Source organism: Herbiconiux sp. (assembly GCF_023264895.1).
GTDB lineage: Bacteria > Actinomycetota > Actinomycetes > Actinomycetales > Microbacteriaceae > Herbiconiux.
Map to the genome: position 1 here is coordinate 1 of NZ_JAHFUY010000044.1, position 16,193 is coordinate 16,193.

General features: G+C 71.8%; 22 protein-coding genes. 9 read left to right on the forward strand and 13 right to left on the reverse strand.

Going from position 1 to position 16,193, the window contains the following annotated elements:
• Together Q0D57_RS09765 and Q0D57_RS09770 are read right to left on the reverse strand one after the other, a co-directional pair.
• Window positions 1-246 (reverse strand): DUF2277 domain-containing protein (locus tag Q0D57_RS09765; RefSeq protein WP_291042327.1); only part of this gene is annotated, 246 nt, incomplete at its 3' end.
• 32 nt (window positions 247-278) lie between these two features.
• Window positions 279-620 (reverse strand): hypothetical protein, encoded by a 342-nt coding sequence (locus Q0D57_RS09770; RefSeq protein WP_291042329.1) that lies wholly within the window; start codon window positions 618-620, stop codon window positions 279-281.
• A gap of 212 nt (window positions 621-832) precedes the next feature.
• On the opposite strand from Q0D57_RS09770, the gene Q0D57_RS09775 reads away from it, so the two are divergent.
• Together Q0D57_RS09775 and Q0D57_RS09780 are read left to right on the forward strand one after the other, a co-directional pair.
• Window positions 833-2,134, forward strand: coding sequence for a cytochrome P450 (locus Q0D57_RS09775; RefSeq protein WP_291042343.1), 1,302 nt, complete (start codon window positions 833-835; stop codon window positions 2,132-2,134).
• A gap of 273 nt (window positions 2,135-2,407) precedes the next feature.
• Complete coding sequence (locus tag Q0D57_RS09780; protein ID WP_291042346.1) at window positions 2,408-2,800, forward strand: hypothetical protein; 393 nt, start codon at window positions 2,408-2,410, stop codon at window positions 2,798-2,800.
• A gap of 17 nt (window positions 2,801-2,817) precedes the next feature.
• Here the strand turns inward: Q0D57_RS09780 and Q0D57_RS09785 are convergent, their stop codons facing one another.
• The 5 genes from Q0D57_RS09785 to Q0D57_RS09805 all read right to left on the reverse strand — a co-directional run bounded on the left by Q0D57_RS09785 (window position 2,818) and on the right by Q0D57_RS09805 (window position 5,667).
• Window positions 2,818-3,222 (reverse strand): four-helix bundle copper-binding protein, encoded by a 405-nt coding sequence (locus Q0D57_RS09785; protein WP_291042466.1) that lies wholly within the window; start codon window positions 3,220-3,222, stop codon window positions 2,818-2,820.
• A 48-nt stretch (window positions 3,223-3,270) separates the two neighbouring features.
• Window positions 3,271-3,684, reverse strand: a complete 414-nt coding sequence (locus Q0D57_RS09790; RefSeq protein ID WP_291042349.1) for a CBS domain-containing protein — start codon at window positions 3,682-3,684, stop codon at window positions 3,271-3,273.
• 5 nt (window positions 3,685-3,689) lie between these two features.
• Window positions 3,690-3,929, reverse strand: a complete 240-nt coding sequence (locus Q0D57_RS09795; protein WP_291042351.1) for a hypothetical protein — start codon at window positions 3,927-3,929, stop codon at window positions 3,690-3,692.
• Window positions 3,930-4,023: 94 nt separating this feature from the next.
• Window positions 4,024-4,269: a hypothetical protein gene (locus tag Q0D57_RS09800; protein WP_291042360.1), complete on the reverse strand. Its 246-nt coding sequence runs from the start codon at window positions 4,267-4,269 to the stop codon at window positions 4,024-4,026.
• A 69-nt stretch (window positions 4,270-4,338) separates the two neighbouring features.
• Window positions 4,339-5,667 carry an APC family permease gene (locus Q0D57_RS09805; RefSeq protein WP_291042363.1) on the reverse strand — a complete coding sequence of 443 codons (1,329 nt, stop codon included), beginning with the start codon at window positions 5,665-5,667 and terminating at the stop codon, window positions 4,339-4,341.
• 125 nt (window positions 5,668-5,792) lie between these two features.
• Between Q0D57_RS09805 and Q0D57_RS09810 the strand changes: the two genes are divergently transcribed.
• Window positions 5,793-6,134, forward strand: a complete 342-nt coding sequence (locus Q0D57_RS09810; RefSeq protein WP_291042366.1) for an ATP-dependent DNA ligase — start codon at window positions 5,793-5,795, stop codon at window positions 6,132-6,134.
• A 3-nt stretch (window positions 6,135-6,137) separates the two neighbouring features.
• Here Q0D57_RS09810 and Q0D57_RS09815 read toward each other — a convergent pair whose 3' ends face one another.
• From Q0D57_RS09815 to Q0D57_RS09830, 4 genes are all read right to left on the reverse strand, one after another.
• Window positions 6,138-6,392 (reverse strand): hypothetical protein, encoded by a 255-nt coding sequence (locus Q0D57_RS09815; RefSeq protein WP_291042369.1) that lies wholly within the window; start codon window positions 6,390-6,392, stop codon window positions 6,138-6,140.
• 64 nt (window positions 6,393-6,456) lie between these two features.
• Entirely contained in the window at window positions 6,457-6,789 is a 333-nt protein-coding gene (locus Q0D57_RS09820) for an ATP-dependent DNA ligase (protein WP_291042372.1), read from the reverse strand.
• Window positions 6,790-6,937: 148 nt separating this feature from the next.
• Window positions 6,938-7,651 (reverse strand): GAF and ANTAR domain-containing protein, encoded by a 714-nt coding sequence (locus tag Q0D57_RS09825; RefSeq protein ID WP_291042375.1) that lies wholly within the window; start codon window positions 7,649-7,651, stop codon window positions 6,938-6,940.
• Window positions 7,648-8,355, reverse strand: a complete 708-nt coding sequence (locus tag Q0D57_RS09830) for a GAF and ANTAR domain-containing protein (protein WP_291042377.1) — start codon at window positions 8,353-8,355, stop codon at window positions 7,648-7,650. Before Q0D57_RS09830 ends, Q0D57_RS09825 begins: the two co-directional genes overlap by 4 nt.
• A gap of 117 nt (window positions 8,356-8,472) precedes the next feature.
• On the opposite strand from Q0D57_RS09830, the gene Q0D57_RS09835 reads away from it, so the two are divergent.
• Genes Q0D57_RS09835 through Q0D57_RS09845 form a run of 3 tightly spaced genes read left to right on the forward strand, consistent with a single transcriptional unit; the run spans window position 8,473 to window position 11,839 of the window.
• Window positions 8,473-10,464 (forward strand): amidase, encoded by a 1,992-nt coding sequence (locus tag Q0D57_RS09835; protein WP_291042380.1) that lies wholly within the window; start codon window positions 8,473-8,475, stop codon window positions 10,462-10,464.
• A 53-nt stretch (window positions 10,465-10,517) separates the two neighbouring features.
• Window positions 10,518-11,243: an SDR family oxidoreductase gene (locus Q0D57_RS09840; protein ID WP_291042383.1), complete on the forward strand. Its 726-nt coding sequence runs from the start codon at window positions 10,518-10,520 to the stop codon at window positions 11,241-11,243.
• Window positions 11,240-11,839, forward strand: a complete 600-nt coding sequence (locus Q0D57_RS09845; protein WP_291042388.1) for a TetR/AcrR family transcriptional regulator — start codon at window positions 11,240-11,242, stop codon at window positions 11,837-11,839. The genes Q0D57_RS09840 and Q0D57_RS09845 overlap by 4 nt, the downstream gene beginning before the upstream one ends.
• A gap of 70 nt (window positions 11,840-11,909) precedes the next feature.
• Here Q0D57_RS09845 and Q0D57_RS09850 read toward each other — a convergent pair whose 3' ends face one another.
• Both Q0D57_RS09850 and Q0D57_RS09855 read right to left on the reverse strand, forming a co-directional pair.
• Window positions 11,910-12,431: a cupin domain-containing protein gene (locus tag Q0D57_RS09850; RefSeq protein ID WP_291042391.1), complete on the reverse strand. Its 522-nt coding sequence runs from the start codon at window positions 12,429-12,431 to the stop codon at window positions 11,910-11,912.
• Window positions 12,424-12,699, reverse strand: coding sequence for a tautomerase family protein (locus Q0D57_RS09855; RefSeq protein ID WP_291042394.1), 276 nt, complete (start codon window positions 12,697-12,699; stop codon window positions 12,424-12,426). Before Q0D57_RS09855 ends, Q0D57_RS09850 begins: the two co-directional genes overlap by 8 nt.
• A gap of 210 nt (window positions 12,700-12,909) precedes the next feature.
• On the opposite strand from Q0D57_RS09855, the gene Q0D57_RS09860 reads away from it, so the two are divergent.
• The 3 genes from Q0D57_RS09860 (at window position 12,910) to Q0D57_RS09870 (ending at window position 16,162) form a co-directional block, all read left to right on the forward strand.
• Window positions 12,910-13,599, forward strand: coding sequence for a helix-turn-helix domain-containing protein (locus tag Q0D57_RS09860; protein ID WP_291042397.1), 690 nt, complete (start codon window positions 12,910-12,912; stop codon window positions 13,597-13,599).
• 190 nt (window positions 13,600-13,789) lie between these two features.
• Window positions 13,790-14,809, forward strand: coding sequence for an alpha/beta fold hydrolase (locus Q0D57_RS09865; RefSeq protein WP_291042399.1), 1,020 nt, complete (start codon window positions 13,790-13,792; stop codon window positions 14,807-14,809).
• A gap of 150 nt (window positions 14,810-14,959) precedes the next feature.
• Window positions 14,960-16,162: an acyl-CoA dehydrogenase family protein gene (locus Q0D57_RS09870; protein ID WP_291042401.1), complete on the forward strand. Its 1,203-nt coding sequence runs from the start codon at window positions 14,960-14,962 to the stop codon at window positions 16,160-16,162.
• Window positions 16,163-16,193 lie beyond the last annotated feature (31 nt).

Here is a 16,193-nt window from a genome sequence, read left to right on the forward strand (position 1 = left end):
GCGGGCTCGGCCCTTGAGGGCCTCGGTCTCGCGGGACTTGGGTGGGGCGCTGGTGGTGAGGCCGTCGAGGAAGCGGCGGGTGGCCGCCGCGATCTCGTCGATGGCCTCGTCGAAGGCCTCGGCGTTGGCACGGGAGGGGCGGGTGGATCCGCTCACCTTGCGCACGAACTGGAGGGCCGCCTCGCGCACCTCGTCATCGGTCGTGGGCGGGTCGAAGTTGTGGAGCACACGGATGTTCCTGCACATGCCCGCGAGGATACTCCGGCTGCGCCGCCGAGTCACAGGTCGTCGAGCCAGCCGTCCTGCTGCGACAGGTCTTCGGTCGCCACCGGGGTGATGACGTCACCGCGACGGAGCTCCTCCGCATCGTGCCTGAGCTTCTGCACGACCTCGTCGTCGACAAGCTCGTCGTGCTCGCTCTCCTCGGCGTCGCTGATGAGCTGACTGGCCGGGCCGATCAGGATCGTGGAACGGCTGAGGGATCCGTCGTCACTCACGGTCGGGATGTCGACCGTGGCGGACATGTCGTGCTCGGCCAGCACATGCGCGTACTCGAGAAGAGCTCGGGCGATCTCGGTTCCGGTGACCACGGAGTCCCCGGCGTAGTGAATGCGGTCCATGATGTCTATCCCTACCTCGACTCCGCGCGCCACGCCAGACGACGACTACGGACGGAACACGGCGCGAACACGTTCCCGCCGATTCAACCCTCGACCCGACCCGGCCGCACCGCCTCGGGGTTGACAGACGCCGGGGATGCCCGAAAGCCGCACCCGGGGCACAGTGGAAGAGCTGCCGCACGCGGCGGCGCCGACCACGAAGGAGGAACCCCGTGCCCACCGACGACTCCCTCTCCCTGCTCACCCGTGGCTACGGGTTCGGTGCGCGCATCTGGCGCCGCCGGCACGCCGGGGCCCGATCCGCCCCCATGCGACTGCTCGGCGACGAGACGATGCTCGTGCGCGGTGCGGAGGGGGTGGAGCTCTTCTACGACGACCAGAACGTGGCCCGGCACGGCGCCATGCCGGCCCTCGTGCAGGAGACGCTCTTCGGCCACGGCTCGGTGCACAGCCTCGACGGAGCCGAGCACCGGCACCGCAAGGCCACGTTCGTCGACGTCGCCTACGAGGACGAGCAGGTGGAGCGGTTCACCCCGCTGCTCGAACGCGAGTGGGGCGCCGAGCTCGACGCCTGGCTGGCGGGCGGCCGCCGCTCGGCGTACGACGCCGCCGTGGGGGCGTTCGGCCGCGCGAGCATGCGCTGGGCCGGGCTGCCGGGCACTCCGGATGCGAAGACCAGGTGGGCCGCGCGCCTCGCGCAGATCGTCGACGGCTTCGGTGCGCCCTACTCGCCGGAGTACCTGCTCGCCTACGCCAACCGCCTGTGGTCGGATCGGCACGCCGAGCGGCTGATCGAGGCCGTGCGCTCCGGCAGGCTCGACAGCGTCGAGGGCACCGCGCTGCACGAGTGGGCGTGGCACCGCGATCCGGAGGGCGAGCTGCTGCCGGCGCGACTGGCCGGCACCGAGCTGCAGAACAGCATCCGCCCGATGATCGCCGTGGCGCGCTTCGTGGCCTTCGCGGCCAAGGAACTGCACGACCGGCCCGAGTGGCGCTCACGCATCCACGAGGAGACGCGCGAGCGTGGCACGGTCGTGGGCGGGCCGCTGGCGGTCGCGTTCGCGCAGGAGATCCGGCGCACCGCGCCCTTCGTGCCGATGCTGCCCGGGTGGGCGCTCCGCGATCTCGAGCTCGACGGGGAGCGGGTGGAGGCCGGCGGCCGGGTGGTGCTCGACATCCTCGGCACCGACACCGACGACCGGTCGTGGGAGCGCGCGCAGCTGTTCGACCCCGAGCGGTTCGTGGGGGTCGACGACTACGAGGCGCTCGCCGCCTTCGTTCCGCACGGAGGCGCGGGGGTGGCGACCGGTCACCGCTGCCCCGGCGAGAAGCTCGCGATCGCGGGGCTCGCGGCCGCCGTGGCGACGCTCAGCGACCCGCGGGTGCAGATCCTCGACGAGGGGCTCGAGGTGAACCGGCGCCGGCTGCCCACGAAGCCCGCGTCGGGCGGCCGCCTGCGAGCCGCCGCGGGGGCCGGCACGGCGGCAGGCGCAGCGCGCTGCCCGTTCCACTGAGTCGCCGATCAGGAGGCCCAGAAAGGGGATCGAGCGCCGGATGGGGGCGTGGATCAACTCGTGGGCCGAAAATCAAGCCCCTGGCAGGATCCGTGCACGGGTGTTCGCTCGGAAGCATGCACCACGCAGCACCGCAGCTCACCACCCGGAACCGTCTCGCTCCGCGCGAGGACTGGCGCCGGCCGTGCAAGAACGTCGCGTGCGCCCTGACCGTGACGATGCGGCGGAGCCGTGCAGCCGGCCACCCGGGATACTGCTCCGAGGCGTGCGCCGATGCCGCCGCCCGTCGACGCGCCGGCTGACGACCCGCGCGTGGAGCCCGACGGACGGGCCGCCGACCTCGAGCGGCGGGCGGAGCTCGAACGCCACGCGGCGACGCTCTTCGTGGGCGCCGTGCTGTGCGTGGCGGTCGTCTGCGGCGCCGTGATCGTGTCGGGCTGGTTCGCCGGTGTGCTCGTCGACTCGTGGGAGCGGCTGTTCTGGCTGGGCTTCGTGCTCGCCCTCGTGATGGTGGGGGTCTTCGCGGCCGCGGCGGCGCCGGGCGGCAGGGATGCGCGGCGTGCGAGCCTCCGCATCGCCTGGCTGCTGCGGGTGGGCCTGGTGCTGTTCGTGCTGTCGCCCGCCCTGTGCATCCTGGCCCTCGTGGGAGACTTCTACCGGCTCTGAGCGGTCGCCGCCGGCGATCAGTCGAGTGAGGTCAGCAGGGCCTCGCAGGCCGCCGCACACCGGCGGCAGGCCTCGGCGCACAGGCGGCAGTGCTCGTGGTGGCCGGCGTGGCTCTCGCACTCGTCGGCGCAGGCCTGACAGGCGAGCCGGCAGGCCTCGAGGAGAGCCCGCAGAGCGCCGCCGGCTCCGTGACCGTCCTCATTGCCCGAGCGCCGCGAGAGCACGGCGGCGGTGGTGGCGCACAGGTCGGCGCAGTCGAGGTCGAGCCGGATGCACCGGGTGAGCTCGGCCACACCGGGCTCGGCCAGACACGCATCCGCGCACATCGTGCAGGCCGTCGCACACTCCGCACACGCGTCGAGGCACTCCACGAGTGCTCGGAGCCCGGCACCCGACCCCGCCGCGGGGTGGGCGCCGAGCATCTGCTCAGCGATCGAGGCCATCGGATGCGCCGGTCTCGTCACCGTCGCTCATTCGGAGATCTCCTCCACGGTCTCGCCGGTCTCGGCCGACGAGAGGGAACGGGCGATGTCGGCCTGACTGATGATGCCCACGAGGTCGTGCCCGTCGATCACCGGCAGGCGCCGCACCTGGTGGTCCTGCATGGTCTGCAGGGCCTCCCGGATGTCGTCGTCGGCCCCGATGGTCACGGGCTTGCCCTCGCCGAGGCTGCCGGCGGTGGTCGTGGCCGGGTCGCCGCCCTCGGCGAGGCACTTCACCACGATGTCGCGGTCGGTGAGCATGCCCTTCAGCCGGCCGTCCTCGCCGCAGATCGGCATCGCCCCCACGTCGAGGTCGCGGAGCCGCCGAGCGGCCTCCACGAGGGTGTCGTTCTCGCCCACGCACTGCGGGTCGAAGGTCATGATGTCGCGAGCGGTGGTCATGACCGTCACCGCCCTTCGACGGCCTGGGCGGCGAGGGCCCCGCGGGCCTCGTCGAGGGTGGCGAAGGTGCCGAGGTCGTGCCCGGTGCAGGCGGTCACGACGAAGCCGCGCCGCCACCGTTCCGACACGATCCCGGCGGGTCTGCCGTCGGTTCCCGTCGCGATCCAGAGGCCGGCCTGCGGGCAACGCCAGGTGACACCTTCCGCCGCCCGTGTCGCTGTCGTTCGTGTCGCTGTCGTCGTCATCGTCGTCATCGTTCGCACCCTTCTCGACAACCGGTTCGTCGCCGGTTGCGAACGATCCAAACCCTCACGACCGGGATCGGCGGGGGGCTTGACGTCAGTACGAATCGAAGTCCACGAACTCCGGTGCGCTCTCCGGATCGTCCGCTTCCACGTCGACGGTGTCGATCCGCACGGCCGTGACGGGTGTGATGAGCACCTCGGGGCCGTCGGAGCGGTCGGCCACCAGCACCATCCGTCCGCCCGCGTGCACGGCTGCCTCGATGTCGTCGCGCACACGCGCGATCGACTCGTCGTCGTGCAGGATGTAGTGCTCGCGATTGACGGTGAGGACGATCGACATGGTGGCTCCGTTCCCGCTTCACCCCGGAAGCGTGTGCGGGGATTCGGAGCCGCGGGCCCAGCCGATGGGTCAGGAGGAGGCGGAGCTCCGGGAGGCCGTGAACCTCCGGATGGCGTAGAGGATGCAGCCGAGCACGACGAATCCGCCGCCGAAGGCCCATACGATCGGCTCCTGCTGGGTGAGCAGGAGGACGCAGGAGAGCACGCCGAGCACCGGCACGAAGGTCCAGACCCGGAAGTGCTCGTGCTCGACCTCGTCCTTCCGCAGCACGAGCACCGCCACGTTCGTGCTGATGAACACGAACAGCAGCAGGAGCACCACGGCCGAGGCGAGGGTCTCGAGGTCGCCGACGAGGGTGAGGAGCATCGCCACGACGGTGGTGGCGACGATCGCGACCCACGGCGTCCTCCGCTGCGGCAGCACGCGGCCGAGCACCGCGGGCAGCAGCCCCTGCTCGGCCATGCCGAAGGTCACCCGGCTCGTCATGATCATGGTCAGGAGCGCGCCGTTGGCGACGGCGATGAGAGCGATCAGGCCGAAGAGCCACGACGGCACGGGGAACCCGGTCGCCGCGACCACCGCCAGGAGGGGCCCCGACGACTCCGTCAGCTCGTCGGCGGGCAGGGCGATGGCGGACGCCAGGCCCACGAGCAGGTAGACGACGCCCGCGGTGATGAGTGCGCCCAGCAGCGCCTTCGGGTAGACCCGGGAGGGGTTCTGAACCTCCTCGGCCACGTTCGCCGAGGTCTCGAATCCCACGAAGGAGTAGTAGGCGATGATCGCTCCGCCGAGCACCGCGAGGCCGGGGGACACTCCGGCCGGGAACTCCGTCACCCGGGAGACGTCTCCGCCGCCGCCGCCGAGCATGGCGGCCACCGCGACCACCACGATCACGAGGCCCGAGACCTCGATCACGGTCATCACGACGTTGCCCTTGAGCGACTCGCTGATGCCGCGGGCGTTCAGCGCCGCCACGAGCAGCAGGAACACCATGGCGGCCGGGATCGGGGGCACCGCGAGGAAGGCCTGCAGGTACTCGCCGGCGAACGCGAGGGCGAGGCCGGCCGCGCTCACGACACCGGCGGACAGCATGCAGAAGCCGACGAGGAACGAGATGACGGGCGGCTTGTAGGCCCGCTGGGCGAACACAGCGGCGCCGCCGGCCCGCGGATACTTGGTGACCAGCTCGGCGTAGGAGCCTGCGGTGAGCAGCGCGAGCAGCAGCGCGAGTGCGAGCGGCGCCCAGAGCGCCCCGCCGACCTCGCCCGCGAGCACACCCATGAGGGCGTAGATCCCGGCCCCGAGCACGTCACCGAGGATGAAGAGGAACAGCAGCGGGCCGGTGATGCGCCGCTTCAGTTTGGTGTCGGAATCCTTCGAATCTGTGCCTGCGGTCATGAGGAGCGAGCCTAGGCCGACCACGAGCCGACTCCACGGGGCTTGACATCCGCCGGGTGCCCGTTTGACTTGTGCCGCGGGGCCCGGAGGGGGATCGTGGTCTAGAGGACGAGGCGGGAGCACCCATGGGATCGATCACCTACGACGGCACGCAGGTGCAGTTCGACGACCGGCTGCTCACGCACCTGCAGATCATCATCATCCAGAAGTTCCACCGCGGCGAGTCGTTCCTCATGTCGTGGAAGGACTCGCCCTCGATCGGCGACGGCCGCGCCGCCATCTGGCTGGCCCCGAACATCCCGATCTACTTCAAGTTCTACGGATCGCGGCTGCCGGAGGTCAACCGCGAGTGGCTCAAGGTCCTCAGCGAATCGGCCGACGGGTCGAGCGGCCTCATCGTGGTGGGCGAAGACGGCAAGCTCGCGATGAGCAGCCACGAGGGCAAGTACCCCGGCACCCTGATGTGACCGTCAGAACACGCTGAAGTCGACGAACTCCGCCGCGGACCGCGTGATGCCGGTCTCCCGATGGCCCCCGTCGCCATCCGGTGCGCGATCGATGCGCACCGAGCTCTGCGGCGTCACGAGCACGTCGGTCGTCGTTCCGCCGATGCTGACGAAGCCGCCGCCGCCCCTCACCGCGGCCTGGATGTCGTGCCGCACGCGGGACTCCGCGTCGTCGTCGAGGTGGAACGCCTCGCCCTGCACCGTGATCGTCACGCTCATCGTTCGCCCTCCGCTGTCGTGACCACAGCCGACACCGGGATCCGGATGACCACAGGGGGGTTGACTACACCGCCCGCCCGCCCGAGGGGGTGCTCTCGGCCAGCGCGCCGTCCTCGGCGATCACCAGGAGCCCCTGCGGCCCGTCGGCCGTCTCGCCCAGCCGGGCGATCCAGTCCCGGTTGATCTTCGGCACGCGCGACCCGTAGAACTTGAAGTAGATCGGGATGTTCGGGGCCAGCCAGATCGCCGCCCGCCCACTGCCGACCGCCACGCCGTCCTTCCAGGACATGAGGAAGGACTCCCCGCGGCGGAACTTGTTGATGATGACGATCTCGAGATGCGTGAGAAGCCGGTCGTCGAACTCCACGTGAGTCCCGTCATACGTGAGCGCGCCCACGATCGTGACCTCCTTCCGGTCGATCTCCTCATTATTTTAGATCGCAGGAGAAACCGAATGGGGCTTGTGGGCGACCGGTCCGATGCGCTATCGAGGTCGCTCGGTGTCGCCGGCGCGGAACGGAGCGGAACGGAGCCGCTGGATCGGGTCAGAACGTGAGCGAGCGGTCGACGAGGGCGGCCGCCACGCTCGAGAGCGTCATCTGGTGCGAGCGGGCGTAGGCGCGGATGACCTCGAACGCCTCCTCGGGCGTGATCGACCTCCGGTGGGCCACGACCCCCTTGGCCTGCTCGATCGTGATGCGGCTGTTGAGGGCGCTCTGCAGCTGAGCGCGCACCGTGTCGGTCTCGCGGATCGTGCGCTCCTGGATGATGCCGATGGTCGCGACATCGGCCAGGGCGCGCGCGGCGACGAGGTCGTGCTCCGGGAGCTCCCCGGTGTCGTCGCGCAGCAGGTTGAGCGTGCCGATCGTGATCTCGCGCAGCTTCAGGGGAATCGCGTGCACCGATCGGAAGCCCTGCTCGAGCGCGCTGTCGCGGAAGACGCGCCACGCGTCGGGGGCGTCGCGGATGTCGGTCAGCGAGACGGTGCGTCCGCTGGCGAAGCTCTCGATGCAGGGGCCGGCGTCGGCCGAGATCTGCATGGTCTCCACGAGGTTGCTGGCCTCGCTCGTCGACGCGATGAGCTCGAGCTCCCCGTGGTCGTCGGCCAGCATGATGCCCGCCGCCGTGGTGTCCAGAAGCAGCTGGCAGCGGTCGACGAGGGTCTGCAGGAGGTCGACCACGTCGTAGTCGGCCACCAGGGTGTCGGCGAGAAGGGCGAACGTCTGGAGCAGCTCGGCCTCGCGGCGCTCCAGCGTCATCCCCGCTCCTCGATGCCGTCCGGGCCGGCGTGGAAGGACAGTCGCCCGGCGAGGATGTCATCGGCGACGCTCATCATCGAGCGCCCGGCGGCGAAGGCGTGGCCCTGCAGCACCAGCCCGGCCTCCTCCGCCGAGAGGTCGAGCTGCGCGATGAGCATGCCGGTCGCCTGATGGATCGTCCGGCGCGAGTGCTTCGACTCGCCGCCGCTGTCGTTGTTCGCCTCGATGACGGAGAGGCGCAGGATGTTCTGACCGACGAGGCCTGCGAGTCTCGCCGCCTGCCTGGCGTGCTGCGGCTCGAGCTCGGTCGGGGCCCCGGAGTAGAGGTCGATCGCACCGATGCGGAGGTGGCCCACGATCATCGGGAAGGCGAAGAGCGCGCCCACCTGCTCCCGTGACGCGGCAGGGGAGAAGAGCGGCCAGCGCTCGTGCGACGAGCCCCGCAGGTCGGGGGTGAGCACCGGTCGGCCGGTGGCGAGCGCATCCCAGCACGGCCCCTCCCCGAGGTCGAACTGGAGTTCGTCGATGCGGGCGGCGAGGTCGTCGGACGCGGAGACGGTCTCGTTCCCGAGGAAGTCGCCGACCGTCGAGATCGACGCCCCCGCCACCGGGAACAGTCGCACCAGGGTGTCAGCGACCCCGGTCATCGAGGCGAGGGGAGCGGAGAGCTCCGCCACCGTCTCGTCGTACCCGTCGTGTGTCACGCTGCATCCCTCCCAGCTCTCCGGCGGCTCTCCCTCCATGCTAGAACGCTGCAGCGTGCCCGGCCAGGCGTGGCGGCCCGCGGGCTGACAGGATGGACGGGACGGAAGGTATGGGGTATGGAACGGATCGACGTCGTGGAGCTCGGCATCGGCGAGATGCTCGAGATGCTCGAGGCGGGGACGGTGACGAGCGTCGAGCTGGTGACCGCCTACCTCAATCGCATCGCGTACTACGACCGCACGGGGCTGTGCCTGCACGCCATCGCGGTCCTCGATCCGACCTGCCTCGAGCAGGCCGCGGCGTCGGATGCCCGGCGCCGGGCGGGCACGGCCGGTCCGCTCGAGGGCGTGCCGTTCACGGTCAAGGACAGCTACAAGGTGAAGGGTCTCACCGTCGCCTCGGGGAGCCCGGCCCTCGCGGAGCTGGTGGCGAACGACGACGCCGCATCCGTCGCCCAGCTGCGCGCCGCCGGAGCGGTGCTGATCGGCAAGACGAACATGCCGCCGATGGCGGCGGGCGGCATGCAGCCCGGCGTCTACGACTACGCCCGCAGCCCCTACCACCCGCAGTACCTCACGGCGGCCTACGGCTCCGGTTCGTCGAACGGATCGGGCACCGCGACGGCCGCGAGCTTCAGCGCCTTCGGGATGGCCGAGGAGACGGTGTCGTCGGGCCGGGCACCGGCCTCCAACAACAGCCTCGTGGCCTACACGCCGTCGCGCGGCGTGCTCTCGATCCGGGGCAACTGGCCCCTCCGGCCCACCTGCGACGTGGTGGTGCCGCACACCCGCACCGTCGCCGACCTGCTGCGGCTTCTCGACGTGCTCGCCGTCGACGACCCCGACCGCTCGGGCGACTTCTGGCGCCAGCAGAGCGCGGTCGCGCTCCCCGCCCCCGAGTCGGTGCTGCCGAAGCCGGTCTCGCGGCGGCGACCGGAACGGCTCGACGGGCTCCGGATCGGCGTGCCCCGCCTCTACATCGGCGAGGACACCGAGCCGATCGACCCGCCGGCCATCCGCCCGAGCGTGCGGGCGCTCTGCGACCGGGCCGCCGACGACCTGCGCGCGCTCGGCGCCGAGGTGGTCGTGGTCGACTTCCCGGTGGTGTCGAACTACGAGGAGGACCGCCCCTCGGCCGAGGGGCTGCCCGCGCGCGGCCTCGTGCCCGCCGACTGGCGGGCGCTCGAGGGCGGCACGGTCACGGCGATGGCGCTCGACGGGTTCCTCCGCGACAACGCGGATCCGCAGCTCTCGAGCTGGGCCGACGTCGACGGCGACACGGTCTTCCCGGTCGCGGACGCGCCGGTGCCGGTGTGGATCACCCGTGCCCGCGGCGGTTTCGACTGGCAGCGCCTGGCCGAGCTCGTCAAGCAGGGGCTGCCCGAGACCTTCGACGACGTCCCGGGCCTCGACCACCTGCTGCGGGGCCTCGAGCGCGCCCGCAGGCAGGACTTCGAGGAGTGGATGGCGGCATCCGGGCTCGACCTCGTGGTGTTCCCGGCGGCGGGCGACGTGGGGCGGGTCGACCTGTTCGAACGGCCCGAGAGCCTCGAGGCCGCGTCGCGGAACGGTGTGGTCTACTCCAACGGCAACCGCGTCATCCGGCACCTCGGCATTCCGACCGTGACGGTGCCCATGGGGTTCATGGCCGACATCCAGATGCCCGTGGGCCTCACCTTCGCGGGAGCCGCCTACAGCGACGACGCTCTGCTCGATCACGCGTCGGCCTACGAGCGGGCCACGAGACGGCGGCAGCCGGCCTTCCTCACGCCGACTCTGCCGAGCAACCAGATCGAGCCGGGCGACCGGATCGAGGCGGGGGAGCAGATCGAGCCGGGCGGTGAGCTTGCCGACGCGATCGCGACCGTCGAGATCGAGGCGCGCGGCCGGTCGTGGGAGGTGGAGGTGCGGGTGCCGACGGGTTCAGCGCCCCACGCCCGGGTCTGGGCCGACGGCCACATCCTGCGCCCGGCGGCCGGCGAGCCCGGACTGTTCCGGGGCCGGGTCTCGCTGTCGCGGAAGCGCCTCACCGACGAGATGATGATCGTCGTGCGGGCCGGCCGCTCGAGCGCGTCGTTCCAGCTGGCTCCCCTGCCGCCCCTTCCCTGATCCGGCGTCTCGTGCTTATATGTACTAGTCGTACATAAACGAGAGGACGCATCATGGGCAGCACAGTCGCCATCGTCACCGGGGCCTCGGGCGGGATCGGCCGCACGGTGGCCGAGCGCTTCGGCGCCCTCGGCCACGACGTGGTCGTGCACTACGGCGGCGGCGCCGAGCGTGCCGCCGAGGTCGTCGAGGCGGTGCGCGCGGCCGGTGGCCGGGCGATCGCCGTGCGGGCCGACGTGGCCGACGAGGGGGAGGTCGCCGCGCTGTTCGCGCAGGCGGAGGAGGAGTTCGGCGGGGTCGACGTGGTGGTGCACACCGCCGGCATCATGCCGCTCGCGCCGATCGCCGAGATGGACCTCGCCGACTTCGACCGCGTGCAGCGGGTGAACGTGCGCGGCACCTTCGTGGTCGACCAGGCCGCGGCCCGCACCGTGCGTGCCGGGGGCGCCATCGTGAACTTCTCCACCTCGGTCACCCGTCTGCAGCAGCCGGGCTACGGCGCCTACGCCGCGTCGAAGGGCGCGGTCGAGTCGCTCACGCTCATCCTGGCACGTGAGCTCCGGGGGCGGGACGTCACGGTGAACGCCGTGGCTCCCGGGCCCACCGCGACCCCGCTGTTCCTCGAGGGCAAGTCGCCCGAGGCGATCGAGCACATCGCCTCGCTCGCGCCGCTCGGCAGGCTCGGCGAGCCCGCCGACATCGCCGACGCCGTGGTGGGCCTCGTCGCCTCGCGCTGGATCAACGGCCAGGTGGTCCACGTCAACGGCGGGATCGCGTGACCGAGGCGATCGTGCGGCCGGGGCGGGGCCGGCGGCCGAGCGCCGAGGTGCGGCGCGACGTGCTCGCCGCGGCCACCGAGCTGCTCCTGACCGACGGCGTGGCGGCCGTGACCTTCGAGCGGGTGGCCCAGGCGGCGCCGGCGAGCAAGGTGACGCTCTACAAGTGGTGGCCCACCCCCGGGGCGCTCGCGGCCGAGGCCTACTTCGCCCACGTCGAATCCGGTCTGCGCTTCGACGACTCCGGCGACCTGGCCGCCGACCTGCGGGCGCAGCTGCACGCCTTCGTGGCGACCCTCACCGACGAGCGGATCGGCCCGGTCATCGCGGGCTTCATCGGGGCGGCGCAGGCGGATGCGGCGCTCGCCGCGGCCTGGTCGGCCGGCTACTCCCTCGAGCGCCGGCGCCTGGCCGTGGAGCGGTTCGCCCGCGCCGAGGAGGCGGGGCAGCTGCGCGCCGGTCTCGACCTCGAGGTGCTCGTCGACCAGCTCTGGGGCGCCTGCTACCACCGCCTTCTCGTGCGCGACCAGCCGCTCACGCCGGCCTTCGCCGACGCGATCCTCGACAACCTGCTGCGAGGGGTCGCCATTGCGCCCTAGGAGCGGATGCCGGTCCCGGTGTCGGTCCCGCTCGGGTCGCGGTGTCGGTCCCGGTCCCGGACGGGATCGCTCAGGAGGGATCGACGAAGTGCACGCCCCACTTGGCCGAGGCGGCCAGGATGCGCTCCATGTCGGGCGGACCGGCCATGCCGGGGGCGTACCAGAGGTCGGTGACGTCGCCGATGTCCTCGAAGAAGCGGTCGAGCCCTCCGGGAGTCGAGATCACGAACACCTTCGACTGGTCGACGCCCACGTTCTTGAACGTGTGCACGACCGATCCGGGAATGGAGGCGATCGATCCGGGCCCGCCCGTGACGAGCTGCGGGCCGGAGTCGGTGACGTGCATGAACTGCACCTCGCCCGAGAGCACGTAGAAGAGCTCCGCCTGGGGGTGGTGGTGCGGGGGCGGGCCGCCGTTCGGCGGGGTCAGCTCCTCGAAGGCGCAGAACTGGTCGCCGGTCGAGGAGGAGGGCACCTTGACGGTGACGAGGTCGCCCACCACGTTGCGGGTGGGCCCCACCGGCTCACCGGGCAGGATGTGCCCGAACGGCATCGCGATCGGCGTGCCGAGAGCGAGCGCCGGGTCAGACATCGGCCGTGACCGGCGCCGCCTGTGCGGGTGCGGGTGCGGCTGCCGCCTCGTTGCCCGCGGCGATGGCGCCGAGCACGAGCTCCGTCGTGATGCGATCGCCGCCACCGCCCCAGTCGCCGCTGTCGACCTCGTTGAGCAGCACGGTGACGAAGGGGCGCACGCCCTCTCCCTTCACGGCGACGACCGCGTTCGTGAAGCCCGCGATGAGCTCGCCCTTCTCGGCGGCGTCGTACGTTCCCGCAACCACGGTTGCGTTGATGACCGGCATGTTCTCTCCTTCTGCTGAACGGGGTTCGTCGCTGCACCGGCGGGCGGAGACGTGCACGTCGCCAACCCGGATCCAGCTTGTCGACGAACATACCGTGCGGGAGGAAAGGGCGACAAGAGGCCCGGAATCCAGGGTGTTACAGTTGTGTTTCCTCATCGTCGCCAAGGCCGTTCCGCCTTGTCGCCGACTCTCGATCACGCGGAGGTGCTCATGGCGCACGACGACACTCTCGAGCTGGAGGTCGCGGTCACCGGCGAGCCCGTGACCGATCGCTTCGCGGCCAAGCTCCGCGCCCTCCGCGCCCAGCGCGAGTGGTCGCTCTCCCGCCTCGCCGCCGCGACGGACCTCTCGAAGGCCTACGTCTCCCGCCTGGAGCTCGGCGAGCGCCAGCCCTCGCTGCCCGCCCTCGTGGCTCTGGCCAGGGCCTACGGTCTCAGCGTGGGCGATCTCGTCGACGAGGAGCCGGCGTCGTCGAACATCACGCGCACCGGATCGTTCGACTGGAACGCCGACGCCGCCACCCCGTACGGCCGCCTCGTGGGCGGGAGCGGCGCCCTCGACGCCGACTTCTCCTTCGACGGCCGGATGCTCGCCGAGGGGTCGAGCCCCGAGGAGATGGTGGCATGCGCGCAGGCCGCCTGCGCCGCCATGAGCCTCAACACCCTCCTCACGACCGCCGGCTACGAGCCCCGTGCGATCGGCACGCGGGTGTCGGTCACCATGGAGGTGTTCGACAGCAGCGCGGCGACCCTGCAGTCGATCGACATCGAGCTGCAGGCGGATGTGCCGGGCATGTCGTCGACGGAGTTCGGGCAGCTCGCCCAGCGGGTCGCGCGCAACTCGACCATCGCCAAGGCGCTCGCGGTCGACATCCACATCGCCTCCACGCTCGTGGCCTGAGGCTCGGTTCGTTCATTACGAGGCCGTGACGACAGAAACGCAACCGTAACAAACGCTTAACAAGCTCGTCCCATGAGCGGGTGCACCCCGACTGTAGTGTCGTCGACAAGCGAGATCGGGTTTGGCGACGACCACCCTCCCGAACCGGATCCGCGTCCCTGTCCGACACGACGACGCCGAACGGATCCCCATGGAACGCTCGATCGACCTGGAAGCCCCCGCCGCTCCCCACGAGCGCGCCGACGTCTCCGCGGTCACCGTGCGGAACGGTCGGTTCTGGATCCCGGGAGACGTCACGCAGGTCGGCATCACCGTGCAGAGCGGCCCGATGTACGTCTACTGGGAGGCGCCCGAGGTCGTCACCCGGCCGCATCCGGTGATCTTCGTGCACGGCGGCGGATCGCAGGGCACCGACTGGCTCGGCACGGTCGACGGCCGCCCGGGGTGGGCCCGCCGCTTCGTGGAGGCCGGCTTCGCGGTCTACGTGGTCGACCGCCCCGGGCACGGGCGCTCGGCCTTCCACCCCGACGTGATCGGTGCGATGGGGCCGCAGTTCGGCTACGAGCCGGCGGTGGGCCTGTTCATCGACTCCGCCACCGACGAGCCCCACACGGCCTGGCCCTGGGGGTCGGCGCCCGGCGACCCCGAGATGGACCAGCTGATCGCCGCCGTCGGCCCGCTGCCCGCCGACCTCGGACTCAGTGAGGAGCTCGACAGCGACCGCCTCGCCGCGCTGCTCGACCTCACGGGCCCCGCGGTGCTCGTGACCCACTCCGCGGGCGGCCCCTCCGGCTGGCTCACCGCGGCGCTCCGGCCCGGCCTCGTGACGGCGATCGCCGCGATCGAGCCGATGGGCCCGGCCTTCGCCGAGTTCCCCGGTCTCGGCACCCTCACCTGGGGCCTCACGGCCGCACCGCTCGCCTACGACGCGGGCTACGAGACCCCCGCCGCGGTCGAGGCCGCGCCGGCCGGCGAGCGCACCGTCGCCGCTCTCGCGGGCCTGCCGGTCGCCGTCTTCACCGGGGGCAGCTCGCCGTTCTCGCACGTGGCGCCGGCCGTGGTCGAGTTCCTCGGGCACGCCGGGGCCGCCGCCGAGTGGGTGCACCTGCCCGACCTCGGCATCCACGGAAACGGCCACGGCCTCATGTACGAGCTCAACTCGGACGACACCGTGCGGCCGGTCATCGACTGGATCGCCGCCCACGACTGACCTGCTCCAGCGCACCACCTGCTCCTTGCACCGCCTGCTCCACCCCGTTCCACTGCACCGCCCGCACCGCCAGCTCCGCCGCACCGACTGCTCCGCCAGCTCCGCCGCACCGCCAGCCCCGCCCGCGCCACCGAACGAGAGAGAGCCGCCATGCCTGTCAGCACCGCAGCCCCCCGCACCGCGGCCCCCCGCACCGCGCTCCATGTCAGCGATGACTTCGAGCCCCTGATGGAGCGCCTCGACGCGATCCTGCCGCTGATCACGGGGAGCGGCGCGCAGAACGACCTCGACGGCCACCTCACGCCCGAGGTCGAACAGGCCCTCGCCGCCACCGGGGTCTACGGCATGACCGTGCCGGCCGAGCTCGGCGGCTACGAGTTCTCGCCCACCCAGGTCATCAAGGCGGTCGAGCGCCTCGCGGCCGCGGACGCCTCCACCGCCTGGGTCACCATGGCCCTCCAGATGGAGACCGGGAGCACCGCCGCCTACCTCGACCCCGCCGCGGCCCGCGAGCTCTACGCCGACGGCTTGCCGCTGCACGCCGGGCAGGGCACCAAGCCCGGCATCGCGGTGCCGGTCGAGGGCGGCTACCGCCTCTCGGGCTCGTGGTCGTTCGCCTCGGGCATGCACCAGGCCACGCGCCTCCAGACCGCGGCGCTCGTGCGCGAGACGGGCGAGTCGCTCATGATCACGGTGCCCGCCGCATCCGCGACCCTCATCGACAACTGGGACGTGATGGGGCTGAAGGCGACCGGCAGCATCGACTACGACCTCGAGGACGTGTTCGTGCCCGCCGAGCACGCCTGGCCGGCCGCCACCATGGAGCCCCGCACCGGCGGCGCGCTCTACCGCATCGGCATCGTGAACCTGTCGGGGCTCGGTCACGCCGGCTGGGCCCTCGGCGTGGCGCGCCGCATGCTCGACGAGCTGGGCGCGCTCGCCCGCCGCAAGACGGGTTCGCGGGGCGCGACCGTCGACTCCGCCCACTTCTACGCCGAGTACGCGAAGGCCGAGGCGAAGGCGCGCTCGGCCCGCGCGTGGCTCCTCGAGGTGTGGGCCGACAACGAGGCCACGCTCGCCGCCGGGCTGCCGCTCTCGGACGAGCAGGAGACGCTCATCCGGCTCGCCCTCAGCAACGCGACCTGGATGGCCCACGAGGTCACGATGACCGTCTACACGTGGGCCGGCACCGCGGCGCTCCGCTCGGGCGACCTGCAGCGCTACTTCCGTGACATGCACGCCGGCACCCAGCACGTGACGAGCGGGCCCGGTGTGGTGCAGGGCTGCGGGCAGATGCTCGCGGGTCTCGCCCCCGGACGGCGCTGGATGTTCCTCGACCTCGTACCCGCCTGACCCCGTACCGCCTGACCCCCGCACCCGCCTG